The 16,780-nt window shown below is 40.1% G+C and carries 19 protein-coding genes; 8 read left to right on the forward strand and 11 right to left on the reverse strand.

Going from position 1 to position 16,780, the window contains the following annotated elements; all coding sequences use genetic code 11:
* Positions 1–122: 122 nt before the first annotated feature.
* Both FHK89_RS00610 and lgt read right to left on the reverse strand, forming a co-directional pair.
* Complete coding sequence (locus FHK89_RS00610; RefSeq protein WP_230655835.1) at positions 123–989, reverse strand: thymidylate synthase; 867 nt, start codon at positions 987–989, stop codon at positions 123–125.
* A gap of 44 nt (positions 990–1,033) precedes the next feature.
* On the reverse strand, positions 1,034–1,924 hold the full coding sequence (gene lgt, locus FHK89_RS00615) for a prolipoprotein diacylglyceryl transferase (protein WP_230655726.1): 891 nt from the start codon (positions 1,922–1,924) through the stop codon (positions 1,034–1,036).
* A 373-nt stretch (positions 1,925–2,297) separates the two neighbouring features.
* On the opposite strand from lgt, the gene FHK89_RS00620 reads away from it, so the two are divergent.
* A complete protein-coding gene (locus FHK89_RS00620; protein ID WP_230655727.1) occupies positions 2,298–3,125 on the forward strand; it encodes an NRDE family protein in 828 nt (275 codons plus the stop codon).
* A 26-nt stretch (positions 3,126–3,151) separates the two neighbouring features.
* Here FHK89_RS00620 and FHK89_RS00625 read toward each other — a convergent pair whose 3' ends face one another.
* Entirely contained in the window at positions 3,152–3,676 is a 525-nt protein-coding gene (locus FHK89_RS00625; protein WP_230655728.1) for an RNA pyrophosphohydrolase, read from the reverse strand.
* A gap of 541 nt (positions 3,677–4,217) precedes the next feature.
* Between FHK89_RS00625 and FHK89_RS00630 the strand changes: the two genes are divergently transcribed.
* Together FHK89_RS00630 and FHK89_RS00635 are read left to right on the forward strand one after the other, a co-directional pair.
* Positions 4,218–4,625 (forward strand): OsmC family protein, encoded by a 408-nt coding sequence (locus FHK89_RS00630; RefSeq protein WP_230655836.1) that lies wholly within the window; start codon positions 4,218–4,220, stop codon positions 4,623–4,625.
* Positions 4,626–4,704: 79 nt separating this feature from the next.
* Entirely contained in the window at positions 4,705–5,130 is a 426-nt protein-coding gene (locus FHK89_RS00635; RefSeq protein WP_230655729.1) for an MAPEG family protein, read from the forward strand.
* A 100-nt stretch (positions 5,131–5,230) separates the two neighbouring features.
* On the opposite strand, the gene FHK89_RS00640 is transcribed toward FHK89_RS00635, so the two are convergent.
* Positions 5,231–6,208 (reverse strand): tRNA dihydrouridine synthase, encoded by a 978-nt coding sequence (locus tag FHK89_RS00640; RefSeq protein WP_230655837.1) that lies wholly within the window; start codon positions 6,206–6,208, stop codon positions 5,231–5,233.
* A gap of 83 nt (positions 6,209–6,291) precedes the next feature.
* Positions 6,292–7,350, reverse strand: coding sequence for an acyl-CoA desaturase (locus FHK89_RS00645; protein ID WP_230655730.1), 1,059 nt, complete (start codon positions 7,348–7,350; stop codon positions 6,292–6,294).
* Positions 7,351–7,658: 308 nt separating this feature from the next.
* Here FHK89_RS00645 and FHK89_RS00650 point away from each other — a divergent pair, with 308 nt between their 5' ends.
* Both FHK89_RS00650 and FHK89_RS00655 read left to right on the forward strand, forming a co-directional pair.
* Positions 7,659–8,006, forward strand: coding sequence for a metalloregulator ArsR/SmtB family transcription factor (locus tag FHK89_RS00650; protein ID WP_230655731.1), 348 nt, complete (start codon positions 7,659–7,661; stop codon positions 8,004–8,006).
* A gap of 34 nt (positions 8,007–8,040) precedes the next feature.
* Positions 8,041–8,730: a hypothetical protein gene (locus tag FHK89_RS00655; RefSeq protein WP_230655732.1), complete on the forward strand. Its 690-nt coding sequence runs from the start codon at positions 8,041–8,043 to the stop codon at positions 8,728–8,730.
* A gap of 260 nt (positions 8,731–8,990) precedes the next feature.
* Here the strand turns inward: FHK89_RS00655 and FHK89_RS00660 are convergent, their stop codons facing one another.
* The 6 genes from FHK89_RS00660 to FHK89_RS00685 all read right to left on the reverse strand — a co-directional run bounded on the left by FHK89_RS00660 (position 8,991) and on the right by FHK89_RS00685 (position 14,166).
* On the reverse strand, positions 8,991–10,493 hold the full coding sequence (locus FHK89_RS00660; protein ID WP_230655733.1) for a UvrD-helicase domain-containing protein: 1,503 nt from the start codon (positions 10,491–10,493) through the stop codon (positions 8,991–8,993).
* Positions 10,494–10,627: 134 nt separating this feature from the next.
* Positions 10,628–11,425, reverse strand: coding sequence for a twin-arginine translocase subunit TatC (gene tatC / locus FHK89_RS00665; protein WP_230655734.1), 798 nt, complete (start codon positions 11,423–11,425; stop codon positions 10,628–10,630).
* A gap of 1 nt (position 11,426) precedes the next feature.
* A complete protein-coding gene (gene tatB / locus FHK89_RS00670; protein WP_230655735.1) occupies positions 11,427–12,029 on the reverse strand; it encodes a Sec-independent protein translocase protein TatB in 603 nt (200 codons plus the stop codon).
* Positions 12,030–12,084: 55 nt separating this feature from the next.
* Complete coding sequence (locus tag FHK89_RS00675) at positions 12,085–12,315, reverse strand: Sec-independent protein translocase subunit TatA (RefSeq protein WP_230655736.1); 231 nt, start codon at positions 12,313–12,315, stop codon at positions 12,085–12,087.
* Between the two features lie 365 nt (positions 12,316–12,680).
* Positions 12,681–13,586 carry a bifunctional phosphoribosyl-AMP cyclohydrolase/phosphoribosyl-ATP diphosphatase HisIE gene (hisIE, locus tag FHK89_RS00680; protein ID WP_230655737.1) on the reverse strand — a complete coding sequence of 302 codons (906 nt, stop codon included), beginning with the start codon at positions 13,584–13,586 and terminating at the stop codon, positions 12,681–12,683.
* Between the two features lie 112 nt (positions 13,587–13,698).
* A complete protein-coding gene (locus tag FHK89_RS00685) occupies positions 13,699–14,166 on the reverse strand; it encodes a thioesterase (protein ID WP_230655738.1) in 468 nt (155 codons plus the stop codon).
* Between the two features lie 430 nt (positions 14,167–14,596).
* On the opposite strand from FHK89_RS00685, the gene rpmI reads away from it, so the two are divergent.
* From rpmI to pheS, 3 genes are all read left to right on the forward strand, one after another.
* Positions 14,597–14,794: a 50S ribosomal protein L35 gene (rpmI, locus tag FHK89_RS00690; protein ID WP_230655739.1), complete on the forward strand. Its 198-nt coding sequence runs from the start codon at positions 14,597–14,599 to the stop codon at positions 14,792–14,794.
* Between the two features lie 41 nt (positions 14,795–14,835).
* Positions 14,836–15,192, forward strand: coding sequence for a 50S ribosomal protein L20 (rplT, locus tag FHK89_RS00695; RefSeq protein ID WP_230655740.1), 357 nt, complete (start codon positions 14,836–14,838; stop codon positions 15,190–15,192).
* A gap of 486 nt (positions 15,193–15,678) precedes the next feature.
* The gene (pheS, locus tag FHK89_RS00700) at positions 15,679–16,710 is read left to right on the forward strand and encodes a phenylalanine--tRNA ligase subunit alpha (RefSeq protein ID WP_442966540.1); all 1,032 of its coding nucleotides are present in this window, start codon (positions 15,679–15,681) and stop codon (positions 16,708–16,710) included.
* Positions 16,711–16,780 lie beyond the last annotated feature (70 nt).

A 16,780-nucleotide genomic window follows, 5' to 3' on the forward strand; every position in this document is an offset into this window, starting at 1 on the left:
ATATCCTATTGATAATGATTGGAAAATTTTATAGATAAGGGGGAGATGGTTTTACTAACCACCACATATACTAGCCTGCAATTATCTAAATAGCCTACACAGACTAGATGCCAGATAGCAAATTAGACAGCGACAGGTGCTTTGATGGCAGCATGTGATTGATAGCCTTCAATGCTAATGTCTGCAAACTTAAAAGCAAAAATATCGCTAATGGACGGATTTAGTTTTAACTTGGGTAAGGCGAATGGTTGGCGACTGCATTGCTCATTGACCTGCTCAATATGATTTTGGTAAATGTGGCAATCTCCGCCAGTCCAGATAAATTCACCTACGTCCAGTCCTGTCACTTGAGCCACCATATGGGTAAGCAAAGCATAGCTAGCAATATTAAAAGGAACACCCAAAAACAAATCGGCTGAACGCTGATAGAGCTGGCAAGACAAACGTCCATCACTCACAAAAAACTGAAATAAGGTATGGCAAGGGGGGAGGGCTACTTGATTTGCCTCGGCAGGATTCCAACCTGTAACTATCAGACGCCGTGAGTTGGGATTGGTTTTGATTTGCTCAATCACTTGTGTGATTTGGTCAATACCATCTTGGCGATACTTGCCGTTTTCATCTTTGCTTGCACCATAATTACGCCATTGGTGTCCATAGATAGGCCCTAAATCCCCTTCGCTACGACCAAAGCGAGCGGTTTGTTCTGCTGTCGCCCATTCATTCCAAATACGCACCCCATGTTGTTGCAAATAGTTGACATGGGTATCACCAGATAAAAACCACAGTAGCTCATAGACAATGGATTTAAAATGTACTTTTTTGGTGGTTAGTAACGGAAAGCCATCTTGTAGGTTAAAACGCAACTGCGCACCAAAGTGACTGTAAGTACCTGTACCTGTTCGGTCGTCTTTGCGACTGCCTTGGGTTAATACCTGCTGTAGTAAGGTTAAATAGGCAGCTTCATTTGTGGGCTGATTCAAGTTCATTGGATTTATGCTATTGATACTATTGTTAGCATTGATACTTTGGCTCATACGTTACCTCCTGCGTATTTGCCCCAGTCATAAATATTGCGACGATAGGCATAAATAAACATAAATATACCCAGTAGTATCATTGGTGCGGTTAAAATTTGTCCTTTGGTCATCCAGCCTAATAAAATAAAACCTTGGTCGGCATCTGGCTGGCGGAAAAATTCTATGGTAAAGCGGCTGATACCATAACCTAATAAAAATAGTGCGGTCACTGCCATACGTGGGCGAGGTTTTGCTGAGTATAACCATAAAATGATAAATAACAGTAGACCTTCAGCAAAGGCTTCATAAAGCTGAGAGGGATGTCGAGGCAGTAAATAGTGTCCATTTACCTCAAGCATTAAGGCTTGTAAGGCTGGGTTACTTTGAATCAGGCTAAGATCAGTATTGGCTGCTTGTGGAAAATAGGTAAGCCAATTATAGCCGCCATCAGATACTCTGCCCCACAGCTCGCCATTAATATAGTTACCAATACGTCCAAATAATAATCCTGTTGGTACGCAAGGGACGATAAAGTCGAGTACCGCAAAGATTGGTTTTTTGTATTTATGGGCAAAATAACACATGGCAAGCCCGACCCCAATAAAGCCACCATGAAAAGACATGCCACCTTCCCATACCTTAAAAAGGTAAGCAGGGTTTTGCAAAAATTCGCCAAATTGGTAAAACAGTACATAGCCAATACGTCCCCCTAAAATGACACCAAGCGCGCCAAAGAAGACCAAATCGGATACCATTTCACTATTCCAGCCTGCACGCTGACTACTGCGATACCATGCCAACCCATAGGCAGTGGCAAAAGCAAGCAGGTACATCACCCCATACCAATGTACTTGGATAGGACCTAAAGAGAGTGCAACAGGGTCAAACTGTGGATGAATCATCATGTAGGTACTACCATTTATTTAAAGGTGAATCGTAAGAAATAAGTGCGAATCTATGCTCGCCATAATAGCAAAAACCATAAAAAAATAACACAGTGTCACTTTATTGCTATGCTTAGTTTCGCTCAGTTTCCTAATGACCAGTCTGTGATTATCTATAAAATTGGGGCAATTGTCTTTATAAACGATTGATATAATATACGCCATTAAAACATCAGAGTTGTTCAAAGTTGTAGAGTGCGTTTTATGCACAGTTCAATAAAAGGTAAAGGTGCATGAAATGCACCCTATAAACTAACATTGTGTTTTTGCGTAAGTTTTAATAATAATGAAATGAATTGTTGTTAGGTGCATACGGTTTTATAAGGAAGTTTATATGTGTATTGTTGCGCTAGCTTGGCAGTTATTTGCAGACATGCCAGTGGTGTTGTTATCCAATCGTGATGAATTTTTAGACCGACCAACCCAGCCTGCACATCAATGGCAAGATGCGTCTATCTTTGCTGGGCGTGATAAAAAAAGTGGCGGTACATGGCTTGGCTATCAACAGAGCAACCTTGGTGGACAAAATCAGCAGGGTGAGCAAAACGGACGTTGGGCAGCGGTACTAAACTTTCGTGATGGGGTGCAAGCAACTCCTGAGCAGATATCCCGTGGTGAGTTAGTCAAGCAGTTTTTAATCTCAACACTCTCACCACTGGCATTTGCGCGCCAGATTGACTTACAGCAATATGCAGGTTTTAACCTTATCATAGGTGATACACAGCAAGCCGTGGTGGTCAATAATCGTGGCTATCCGCCCACACCACTGCATACAGGGCTACATATTATCTCTAATGGACAGCCTGATAGTGGCTGGTATAAATGTGAGCATCTGCGTGGTCGGGTGCGCCAAGAGTTATTGCCATTAATTGCAGAAAACTCAGATATTGACTACTGGCAGTCGATTGCTTTTGAAATACTATCAGATACCAGAGCTGCCCCCAGTGACCAACTGCCGACTACCACAAATATGCCAACCCAGCTTGAGCAAGCCTTATCTGCCATTTGTATTGATGACGCCACATTACCCAACTATGGTACACGTACCCAAAGTATTTTGACCATAGCAAATAAATGTAGCAATGATATTTTACCGTCTACTGATGAAGTAAATCATCAGGCAAGTTTGTCTAGCCGTGAATATCAGCCAATTAATCATTAACCATCAATATAGCTAAATAGTTTGTTTTAAGTCACCGCAAGTAAATGATTATTTTGCTTGGGTAATATCAACTCTTGGCTGAGTGGTACTTCACGTGCAAGCTCTTGTAGTGCACGTCGATATACGCCACGTTTAAAGTAAACCACCTGACCAAGCGGATACCAGTAGCTGACCCACTCCCAGTGGTCAAATTCTGGTTTCGCCGTATCAAAACGGATATGCTGGGTATTTGGCTCATCTAGCTGTAGCAAAAACCATTTTTGTTTTTGCCCAATACATAAGGGGAACTGTCCACGGCGCACATAGCGTTTGGGCAGACGATATCTAAGCCAGTCTTGGGTGACAGCCAGTAGTTGGACATGGTGAGGGTATAATCCGACTTCCTCCCACAGCTCGCGATACATGGCGTCCAGCGGTGTCTCGCCTTTATCAATGCCCCCTTGGGGAAATTGCCACGCATCGTGTCCAACACGTTTTGCCCACAGTACTTGTCCTTTTGTATTCGCCAAGATGATACCAACGTTGGCTCGAAAGCCATCTGTATCAATCATGACAATAACCTTAAAATGTTTATAGGGCTTAGCTTATGAAATCAAGAAACATAGGTTGCATTAATGGTCACACAAATTTTATTTTTTAATTATCTACAGCGACTTAATAAGCTCAATAACATTATAAAAACAATATAAATTTAACAATAAATATAGATTTAATCACAACTATGTTAATAACTATGTTTTTGATAATAAAGCTAAGTTTCATTACCTCTATTAAACCAATAAATATGACAAAAGTGTAATCCTATTTTGATATAAATTGTTTCACAACGTATTGCATCATAAAAAAATAACAAAAAAGCAGTCAGTTGAGATAGCAAAACTGGAGTGAAATAGTTTTTTATACTGGTTTTGTCAGGCTGTATGCCATAAACCAGACATAACAAAATAGACGCCATGCCAATAGAGGGTATGGTAAACTTAGCAGTCTATTTGTAGTTTCATGTCTGCTCGAAATAAACTTTTAAGCCTATAAAAATATTATTAAATCTATTTTGAAGACAGTTAAGGATAAATTATGTCAGCAAACTCTTCTATGCAAGCCACTGTCGAATGGCAGGATAATGTTAATTTTATTGGTACTTCTCCATCAGGACACGAAATCATACTTGATGCCGAAAAGCAAAAAGGGGCAAGTCCTATGGAATTGGTGCTACTAGGACTGGGCGGTTGTGCCAGTTATGATGTGGTGACGATTTTGCAAAAAGCACGTCAAGATGTACAGGGGGTGCGCTGTGAGTTAAGTGCAAAACGAGCAGATACTGTGCCTGCGGTATATACCGATATTCATTTGCATTTTGTGGTGACAGGTAATGCGGTAAAAGAAAAACAAGTGGCTAAGGCAGTCGAGTTGTCAGCAGAAAAATATTGTTCTGCCAGTCGTATGCTCGAGCAAGGAGGGGTAAATATTACTCATGATTTTGCAGTGGTGGCAGCCGAATAACCTTAGCTGAATATAGCTTAGACTAACGTATGGGCATATATTTGAATCTCACAAAAAATATAAGCAAGGAAGACAAATAATGAACGCTCTTTTTGCATTGGTTTCTGATACAGCAGCATCTGCTATTTGGGCAATGATTGTTGCTAGCCTGATGCCGTTGCTACTTGCATGGATAACAAAAGTGTTGGGTGGGTTTCAGTTGGCAGATAACGCACATCCGCGTGATTTTTTGCAGCGTACTACAGGTATGGCTGCTAGAGCCAATGCAGCCCAGCAAAATAGTTATGAAACGTTAGCGGTATTTTTGGCTGCGGTAGTTGTGGCGATGTTATTTTTTGTACCACAGCCAATTGTTAATGCACTGGCTTGGTTATATGTAGTCATACGAGGGTTATATGCAGGTGCATATATATTTAACTTAGCAACGTTACGCTCGATACTCTGGGTATTATCTATGGCATGCTGTGTGATGCTATTTTACTTAGCCATACGTATTGTTGGTTAGAGAGAAGTATAGGTATTTTATTCGGCTTTATTTATCATTTATAGTATAGGAAAATTTATAGAAAAGTTAACCTATATTTTTAGCTGACGTACAGCTACAATCAGTCTGGTTGTAGCTGTTTTATTATCTGCTGTTTGTCTTTCTGTTTTTTGATGACTTGAAACAAATCATTGGCTTCAACATAGCCTTTACTCAGCATACCCAACCATTGCTTATAGCGTCCTATCAATACTTTATCGTTTTTGGCATCCCCTTGCAGGAAGGTTATTTGATGTGGAATGAGTTGTTGCCACGATAACTGTGTTTGTGGATGATTAATATTTGCAATGAGGTCAGGGCGAGTGACAGCGCCTCGTCCGAGCATTAAATGTGGTGTATTTGCTTGATTCATACACAGTATGGCGTGTTCTCGATTCCAGATTTCGCCATTGGCAATCACAGGAATGGGCAAATCCGTAAAGCCTACAATTTTTTCCCAGTAGGCTGGGGGTTTATAGCCTTGGGTTTTGGTGCGGGCATGAATGGTGAGCCAATCTGCACCACTATCAGCAATGGCTTGGCGAATATCAGCCATGTTGTCAGTGTCTGTATAACCAAGACGGATTTTTGCTGAGACAGGAATAGGTGTTGGTACCGCCAAGCGAGTGGCACTGATAATGTCTCGCATAAGGGTAGGTTCATCTAATAATACTGAGCCACCTCGGTGATTATTAACGGTTTTGGCAGGACAACCAAAATTAATATCAATCGCTACCGCGCCTAATTCACATGCCATCAGGGCATTTTCTGCCATCAAAACAGGATCGCTACCAAGAAGTTGCACATGAATGGGTGTGCCTGCTGCTGTTTTGCTATTGGTGTGTAACTCTGGCACATATTTATAAAATACATGTGCTGGCAAGACATGCTGAGTGACACGGATAAACTCACTAACACACCAGTCATAAGGTTGTCCTAAGTCTGTGGCAATTTGGGTTAAAATCTGGCGCATTAATGGGTCAGTCAAACCTTCCATCGGAGCAAGTAAGCGTACTGGATGGGAAAATAATTGCTGAGAAAAGTGTGTGACAGATGACATGGCAAAGTGGTTATTGAAAATATGAGGCATATAATAGCCTAATCACCCATTATCGTGGTAAGGTTTTGGCAGATTGCTAATATTTAGGCATTTAAGTTAGTGGGTTTGGGTTTATTGATATACTTGCAAGGTCGCAATGTCTTCATAACTCGTTTATCAGAAGAGGACGGATGCAATAACTGTCGTTCAGGGCGATGGGGCAGGTGTTGGGGTAATTTAATATTCCAGACTAACCCCAGATTATGCAACGCATTGAGTACCCAAAATCCTAAGTCTGTTTGACCTTGGTACAATCCTAAAAGGGCAGAGTTAGGATAGGCGTGATGGTTGTTATGCCATGATTCACCCATTGAGATGAGTCCAGCAAATTTAATATTATAGCCTTGTGTCGCCGCATTATGAATGTGCCAATCTCTATCTCCTGTGTTATGGGCAAAGTAGCCGACCAACCAATGACCTGTCACCGAGACAAATATACGTGCTGATATGCCCCAAATTACCCACGATATTCCACCAAAATAAAACAGCAATAATGCCCAAGGCAGCTGTTGCCACATCCATGTGCGCTGCATAAACTGATATATTTTGTCATTGCGTACACGAGTTTCTGGCGCAAAAATGGGCGGATTGGTTAAAAGTAAATCATAGTTTAATTGTTGCCAACCGTCACTTAGAAAGCTGTTGCCATGCCTTAAATAAGGGTGGCAATTGGGTTGACGTTGCGCCCAATCTCGCAAATCATGCTGTTGCATCATACCCAGTGGTCCAGCCATTCCTACCAATACACCAAGATGCACAAACATATATTCTAGCCACAACGGGCAATCATAACTGTTATGAATCAGTCGTCGATGCATACCCAACGAATGCCCCAAGCACAACGTAGTGGCTGTAAAAATAATAAAGACTGCCAGTGCCGACCAAGAAAAGGCTAAATCACCGCGTATGGTGGCAATGATGGCAAATAGGCTAATCAACGTATGACATAAATACCAAAGTGATTTTTTAGGCGACCAGCCAACCCGACCTGTATTGGCATCGGTTGTTGCTGTGGTTTGCATTCTGGGTGTTTCTGCTTCATTTGATTTGGCAGAGTTGATATAGGTGGTCGATGTTGTCGGGGTTATTGGCAGATTTGGCATGACACTATTTCCATAGTTAGCAACTTGTGGATATAGTCTGCCTACTATAAATCCACCACAGTGTTAACCTCGCTAGATGTACTATAGGTACTATCTGCACTCGGTTACCTTGTGGTGAAATTATATTAGATTGACTATATGAATTTTTTAAGCTCATCATTTTAATAGTTAATTATATATTTAACTAATTAGTTAATAGATTAAATACTATTTTATAAAATAGCAATGGTTAATTTGCTATAGTGGTCATATTCTTAGTGATGTGATTAGTAACCACTTATTGATTTAACCAAAATGATGGAATAAATATGGCTGAGCAGGAAGAAACGGCAAAGGTCTTTGAAGCATTGTCTTCGACACCACGTCGAAAAATCTTAAATTATTTATCAAGTACCGCATTGACCGCAGGTGAAATTGCGGCACGCTTTGAAATGAGTAAGCCTGCGCTTTCTAAACATTTGAAAATACTAGAAAATGCAGGGTTGGTGCAAAGTGAGAGAAAGGGACAGTATGTGCATTATTCTATTGTTGAAGATAATTTAATCGCCACGTTGACCAATTTTACCGCTAATTTTTGTCCAGTAGGCAGTCCGCTGAAAAAAGAGAGTAAACGTCTGGCGGAACAGAAAAATAAAGCAATCAGTGATGATGAATAGATTCGTAAATCACTATCATTAGAGTATGAAATGAATGAGTAACAATAAGCCTTGGTTTCCTAATGATTATTTAGTAAAAGAGATGTTTTTGAGCGTTACTCCTCAAGATATTGTGATCGTAAAAAACATTCTAAATTGTGTGCAAACATTTTTACCAATAATTAACCCAGTCTTTATTCTGCAACAAAAGTTAAGTGTTGCCCTAATTTATGATGGATTAAGAGAAAGTATGGGGAATAATATTTCTATAGAGAGTCATGGTGAATCTATTGCTTGGGATGAAACCATAATTGCGGGTTTAGAAAAATTTAGTAAACAAGACTTTTATTGGACTTGTCCAAGCTTAATTGAAGACTTAGCGATCGGGCGACAAACTTATGAGCGTTTTAGCCCTTTTGGTGTTGCTAAGTCTAAGATGACTTTAGCCAACTATATAAAATTTAGAAGTTCGATTGTGCCAATCATTAATGAATCCATGATAGCGTTTAGTCAAGATAAGGATGTCGTGTTTTATCAAGTCGCAGGTGAGTTTATATTATTAGCTGGAAAAGAGAAGATTTTGACTGAAATTTACGGGGGTAATTATAAAGAAAGTTGGCAGGTATTATCGCAGGTATTATATAAGATAAATAACGCTAATACTGTTCAACTACCCATATATGGAAATCTAGTAGATTACCTAAAAGTTGCTTACCAAGTATATAAAGATGCAAAAATGATTTAAAAATATAGATCCAATTTTTATTGCTAACCATGCGTACTGCATCTGTAAATTTACCAGACATTTTTAATATTGATACTGATGTCATTTCTATTAATTAACTTATCAAGGAAAATGCGTGCAAGTACTACAAACCAAACAAGTTTGATAAAGGTAGGTTGTTTTAGATTTGTAGGGTGCGTTTTACGCACAGTTAGATAAAGGTGCATGGAATGCACCCTACGAACTAATAGGAGAGGTGAGGATACCAAAGAGGGATAAACTTAACTCCCATAAATCACTTTTTTGCCCGACTTTAGTCCCGAAATTAAATCACTGATATGATGAATGTCTAAGTTGCTTTGCGCGCGAGTACATGCCACATACAAAAGGCGTAATTCTTCTGGGCTAATTTTTACTCCATGTGTGGTGACATCATAATAAAAATCATCGTCTAACTGCACCCGAGACCACTCCAGACCTTTTGCCTTATGCGCTGTCGAGATGACATAATCGGCATCGTTAATATCAGTTAGGCTATTGACTGCTTGAGTGATAATGTTTGTACCATGGTCATCTACCAGTTTTACCAGTGTTTTGAGGTCACTGCCCTCACTAGTTTCTGCATAATCTTGCACATCACTCCAATTATAAAAATATGCTAACTCAGGTACACCATAGGCAGATTTACCTTGTTTTAGGTTCTCAGCAGCTTCACAAAATTTGAGCATACGATCAGTATCGGCTTGCAAGGCAACTTTGTGTCCGAGTTTTAGCCCCATCAGTAATTGCGTCATGGCAGCAGCATTGGTACGGCACAATATGGCATCTTTTTTGCCATGTACTAGCGACTTGGCTAGCCCTGATTTTTTATCAGGATTGCCTTTGAGGGGGATATCTTCTTGCAAGGCTTTAAGTAATAAATTTGCCACTTCAGCAATGGGCTCACCAAAACGAAACGACTGCGTTAGTAATGTTTGTGGAAGTGGTAGTTTTTTCATCGCATTCACCGCACCACGCCACTCATATATTTGTTGGTGTGCATCACCCACATAAATAACTTGTCTTGGCTGTTGGGTAAGTATCCCCATCATCAGTGGGTCGGCATCTTGGGCTTCATCAAATAAGATAAAATCAGCAGGAATGGCAGGCTTTGCCAATGCCCATAGCTTAAGATAAATATCATGCCCGATACCGGCAGGATGACGAGGATCAATGGATTGTAGCCAGCGCTGCTCAACCGCAGGATAGAGTGCTTCCCGTAGCTGCTCGGCATCAGCTTCACTGACCCAGCTTGGGAATGATAAATGACGTGGGGCAGGATAGCTGGCGTGGGTACTACAAAAATGGCTGACCGCATCACTGACAAATCGGGCTTGGCGGGCAGGGGTAAAATTGACATATTTACTGCTGCCTTCTATCTGCCGCCGTACTTGTATGGTTTGTAAGCCCAAGTCATCACCAAGACGTTTGGGTGCAAACCGAGGTAGGGATAATTTGGCGGTGATATCTCGGGAAACATGACGATAAGCCAGTGAGTGGAAGGTGCGACAATCGACATGCGCAGGGAATTTCTGCCGTGCCTCATTGGCAATGGCTTTGTTAAATGCCAAATACAGCCCACGTCCTCGCAGACGCTCACCAATAAGCTTGAGGGTGGTAGTCTTACCCGCACCTGCATAAGCCACCACCTTAAAAGATTTGCCATCCATTGCCATATTAAGCGCAGCTAGTTGCTCTTCAGTGGGGGTTTGCATGTAGTTGGGTAGGTCAGATGAGGTAGGCATATTAGGGTAATCAAAGCAGTATAAGGTGAAAAATAGAGGTGACTCAGTATAACAGAATATGGTTGCTGCCATCGCCAGATTGTGATGATAGCATGACGAATCATTAGGACAATCTATGGAGATTTATGCAGTTGTTAGGCAGAAGGAGTATCGCTAACTTGCTTTTGTTTTACTAACAGACGAGCCATTAGCAGACCTAACTCAAATAGCAATATCATGGGAATGGCAAGCATAAACATGGTGGGAACATCAGGAGGTGACATTACCCCAGCAGCAGCAAAACAGGCAACAATCACATAACGACGCTTATCTTGCAGTGAAGCGATAGAGATAATACCCGTTAATACCAAAATAAGTACCAAAACTGGTATCTCAAAGGTGATACCAAATATCATACACAGCTTAGTCACAAAACTGAGATAGCTTTCAATATCAGTCATGGGTAGGACATTATCAGGAGAAAATGCAATAAAAAACTTTAATGCGCCTTTGAGTACCACAAAATACGAAAATGCCACACCCACATAAAATAAAATGATAGAAGATAATAAAATCGGAATGGCAATGCGTTTTTCGTGTTTGTATAGCCCAGGCGCAACAAAGGACCAAACTTGGTACAAAATATACGGCATGGATATAAAAGCGGCAGCAAATAAAGATAAGCGTAGGGGTGCCATAAAGTTTGAGGTAATGTCGGTGGCAATCATGGTAGAGTTGGCGGGTAATAGTTCTACCAGCGGGTGCGCAACAAAGTCATATAGCTCACGCGAAAATCCTGCCAATACCAAAAAAATAATACCAACACAGATTAAAATTTTAATTAAATGTGATCTAAGCTCAATAAGGTGCTCAGTCAGAGGCATATCGTCCAGTAGTTGATCCTCTTCTTTAGCAGTCTCTTTTTGTGGTTTTTTTCTTTTTATGAGTCCCATATTATTGTGCTCCTTTTATGGTGATATCTGAGGTAGCATTAATTATGGGCGCATTGAGCAGAGGGTCTGGCTGATAGTTAGGTAAGTAAGGTGCAGGTGGCAAACGTCGCGCTTTGTCATAATCTCCAAGACGAAACCACATATTCTCCCACGGACGGGTGATGATGATGGTCGCGGGGTTAATATCGGTCGTTGGGGTTAAGGCATCTGCACTAGAGGTAGGTTTGTCGGTTTGTTCTACTGTAATATCTGGATTGGTTACTGTTGCTGCTGTTGTGTTGTTTGCGTGAGAGGCTGTGTGAGAAGTTAAATCAGCTTGTTGTGATTGTTCAAATTGTTTGATACTGCCACGTAGCTGCGCCATCTCCTGTTTCATTTGCGCTTCAGCTTGTTTGATCTTTGCCAACTCTTCTTGCATTTTTTGCCGAGTTTCTACTAAATCAAGCTCTGCTTCCATTTCCGCTTGTAGCGTTGTTATGGTACGACGAAATTTGGCATAATATCTGCCTGCTGTGCGTACCGCTTGTGGTAGCTTTTCAGGGCCTAATACAATTAAGGCAATCACTGCAAATAGCAGTAATTCAGTAAATCCAATATCAAACATAGCTGATCAACCACCACTTGCCTATTATTACTTAGCTATTATTATAAGATTATAACTATAGTTGTTGATGGTCTTTTACTTTGGTATCTTCAACTTTAACATCATCTTGATTATGGTCTAATACTCGGTGTTTATTAGCATGAGCAGTCTCTTCATCTTTCACGGCATCTTTAAAGCCTTTGACCGCGCCACCTAAATCTTTTCCAGCATTTTTTAATTTAGAAGTACCAAAAATTAAAACTGCAATACCTAAGATAATGAGTAATTGTAAAGGAGATAAGCTCATGGTAATTTCCTTTTGGGTTCATCACTGTATTGGCACATCGCTTATGCGGCAATCGGTTTGACCAGTTGGTATAATGATAATGGTATTATACCATTATATAAAAATGGAATAGTAGATAAAAACCAAGTCACAAGAGGCGATAGCCTGCATACAATATATCCACTACAATCTTAGAACCTGTATTCACAACCCATAATGGTAGCTTTTTGCCTAAAATAGACGTACTATGGCGTTAAATTTTGGGTTAAATAGAGTGACTATTCGCCCCCAAATTTGCCTTGTATTACGCAGTTTTAGTTTAAAATTCCCCTGATTTTGGATTATGAATACAGGTTCTTAGAATTAGATTGACTCTTTTCCTATGGCTATTTATGACGAGCCGCCTTTTCATCTATACCTGATAAACCAAAGCGTCTTGCTAATTCAGCTAAGACTTTAGCAGAATCGATATTAAACCATGCTAATGTGACCAAAGTGTGAAACCAGACATCGGCAACTTCATAAATCAGTTCATATTGTGCATCTGCTAATGCATTGTTTAGATTAGCATTTTGTATTTGCTGCAAATCCTTGGCTGCAATGATACTCTCAGTGGCTTCTTCGCCCACTTTTTCTAGGATTTTATTGAGCCCTTTATGATACAGGCTGGCAACATAAGACGTATCGGCATCGGCTTGCTTACGTTCAACTAATACCCTATCTAACTGCTGCAAGATGGTATTGGCATTTGAGTTTTGTGTCGTTGGTGCAGATGCGCTTAGTACCGTTGTGGCCTCACTATTTTTTACTGTATTTGTAACTGACTCAGAAGATCCATAAATATCATTAGGATCTTTGAGTACAGGTGCAATGTTTTGCCAATTTGGTTCAGCATTTTCTAAGTCTAAACGACGATAAAAGCAAGACTGACGCCCAGTATGACAGGCAATACCGCCTACTTGGGTAACGGATAAAACCAACACATCAGCATCACAATCTAGGTAGATGTCATGGACCTGCTGAGTGTGCCCTGAAGTTTCCCCTTTATGCCACAGCTTATTTCGAGAGCGTGAAAAATAGACAGCAGTTTTTGTTTCTACGGTGAGCTTGAGTGCATCCGCATTCATCCATGCCATCATCAGTATCTGCCCTGACTGATGATCTTGAACAATGGCTGGTATGAGTCCATCTGCATTAAAAGTAAGCGTATTTAGCCACTGTGGTTGCTGAGTGTTGTCCTCATTAGAGGTTTGATGAGTGAATGCGTCTGTTGTGGCACGAAGTGTGGACATAAAATATACTCTAAAAAAGCTGGCAGGATAATACTCGTCATTGATACATTACCATGACGGTATATTTAATAACCTTTTGTTCTGTTTTTTTACTGATTTTGCTTCACTTGCTTTATGGTAGGATACCATCAGGGTCTTCTATAAAAGGTTGGGTATCTAAAGCATCTATGATGGTTTGACTTAATGGGATTAGTTGATTGAGTCGATAATCATAATTGGCAAACTGCATGCTGGCTTTGGCAACGATGGATGTATCAAACATACGTGAAACTTTGATAACGATGTTGCCAGTCTCTGCCGCTAAATCACTGACGCCCACTTCATATAATAATTCCTCACGAGCGCGGACAAAGCTTATGCTTGATATGGTCATATTATTAACGACTAATCCTTGATAATCAGTGTTAATGTCTTTAATACCTCGAGAATAAAAAAAACGTTTCATCGCCTCGATAAAGTTGGTGCTTAAGGCTTGTATAGACATATATTGACCAAAATCAGTCTCTGTACTACGCACCCGCATCACCGTCTCAAAAATAAAAATTCGTTCATCTATTATAATATCTGTGGTTTGATTCATGGTTTTCTCCGAGTAAAGCTTCCTGCAAGTATTACTTATAATCATTTGTGGTGTAGAAAATACTCATGCCCCATGGCAGCCGTCAGTATATCAATATCTAAACGTATCATACTAGGGTGTATTAAATATTAGCTCATTTTTGCCATGTATAATGATACACAGTTAACTACCATAGTATTCGTATAAAATTCGTATAAAAAATGGTGGCATGAATGATAAAATTTTGTTAGAGTATGCCTCCCACCTCTAGGCAGTAAATATATTAATCATTGATAAATAAGATTATTAATCAACTTTATTATATAGTTTAATACTACTTACTGACAAACAGGTTCTTAAAATCCTGTCTAACCAATATTGTCTGTTGTGTAAACTGAGATGATATCAGCAATATGGCTAAGGTTAAGACAATAAGAGAAAGAGGCTTTCTATGAAGAACAAGATCAAAACCAAACGTGGCGCAGCCAAGCGTTTTAAAAAGACTGCTAATGGCTTTAAACGTAAGCAGGCATACAAACGTCACATTCTGACCAAAAAGTCTCCTAAGCGTATTCGCCAATTACGTGGCACAAAGTTAGTACACATCTCTGATGTAGCTGCGGTTCGCCGTATGTGTCCTTACCTTTAAACTCACACAATTGACGACATTTTTCTAATTAGGAGTAATTTATGGCTCGTGTAAAACGTGGTGTACAGGCAAGTCGCCGTCACAAAAAAATCTTAAAACGTGCAAAAGGTTATTATGGTGCTCGCTCACGTGTTTTTCGTGTAGCAGTACAAGCCGTTACCAAAGCTGGTCAATATGCTTACCGTGACCGTCGTAATAAAAAGCGTTCGTTCCGCCGTCTTTGGATTGCGCGTATCAATGCTGGCGCACGTCAAAATGGTCTAAGCTATAGCCGTTTTATTAATGGTTTAAAAAAATCAAACATTGAAATTGATCGTCGTGTTTTGGCTGACATTGCCATGCATGATGCAGCAACTTTCACTGTATTGACCGAAAAAGCAAAAGAAGCATTAGCTTAATCTTCAGTTATGAATAATTGATTAAGACAATTTAGCCATCGTTTAGCGATGGCTTTTTTGTGTGTCATTGGGTTAGTATAAATAAAGATATGATCTGCTAATCATAAAGCCACTACAGTATCCATTATATTTATATATATTAATTCAATGGTCGCTGCGCTTGTTTGTCTTGTGGTGAAATGATTATAAGTCGATTATCTTAGTAGAAAGTTAGGTGCTTGCTAGTTTGATAAAATTATCGGGAGCCTGTTGTAAATTATTTGCATTATTTAGCCAAATCTTTACAATTATTTACTATTATAATGTTTCAGTCAGTCGCTGTATTGATTGTATTTAAGTGCTTGACCACTGAAAATGAGTTAAATTTAGAATTTAGAGTCTGTTGAGTAAGTTTTTTAATGTATTTTATAAGCATGCTTTTTAAGATGTAAAATTTGAGAGTATTTTTTTATGAGCCATAACGCTGTTTCTTCTACTCCGATGGATATGGTAGCAAACCTACCGCCCATGTCTGAGACATTAAGCACATTAGATTCTGATCAGCTACAAGGGTATGCAACCGCAGCCGAAGAGGCGATTCATAACATACAAACAGTGGCAGATTTACAGCAGTTAAGAGTGTTATTAACAGGTAAAAAAAGTGCGTTGACAAGCTGGTCAAAACAGATGGGCAAGCTAGATGCTGATGATAAAAAGCGTTATGGTGCGTGGCTACATGAAGTACGTACACGCATACAAGATAAGCTTGCTATGCAGCAGCAAATATTAGACGACCAAGCTCTCAATGCTAAGCTGGCTGCTGAGCAAGTGGACATAACCTTACCTGCAAGAGGTCAGCAAAAAGGTCAGTTGCATCCAATTACCATGACCACTCAGCGTATGCAGCAGTTTTTTATGCAGGCAGGCTTTAATGTTGCCACAGGCCCTGAAGTAGAGCATGACTATTATAATTTTGAGGCTTTAAATATCCCAGAGCATCATCCTGCGCGTGCGATGCACGATACTTTTTACTTTGATGCACATTACTTATTGCGCACACATACCAGCCCTGTACAAATCCGTACCATGAAAGATAATCAACCGCCCATTCGTATTATTTGTCCGGGGCGGGTGTATCGTTGTGACTCTGATCAGACGCATTCGCCCATGTTTCATCAGTTAGAGGGTCTGATGGTGACTGAACGCACCACATTCGCTGAGCTAAAAGGCTTGATTATTGAGTTTTTAAATGCTTTTTTTGCCAAAGAGTTAACCGTTCGTTTCCGTCCGTCTTTCTTCCCATTTACTGAGCCTTCTGCAGAAGTTGATATTTTGGCAGATAATGGTAAGTGGCTTGAGGTAATGGGCTGCGGTATGGTACACCCACAAGTGCTAAAAAACTGTGATATTGATCCTGAACAATATACAGGTTTTGCCTTTGGTATGGGTATTGAGCGGTTTGCTATGTTGTACTATGGCATTGATGATTTACGTTTATTCTTCCAAAATGATGTGCGTTTTTTACGCCAATTTGGTTAGTAATTCATCAAGTCTATTGCCAAAGTCCATAACCAATCAACAGTATAGTCAGTGGCATAGGCAGATAACT

This window comes from Psychrobacter sp. I-STPA10, assembly GCF_021012795.1.
Lineage (GTDB): Bacteria > Pseudomonadota > Gammaproteobacteria > Pseudomonadales > Moraxellaceae > Psychrobacter.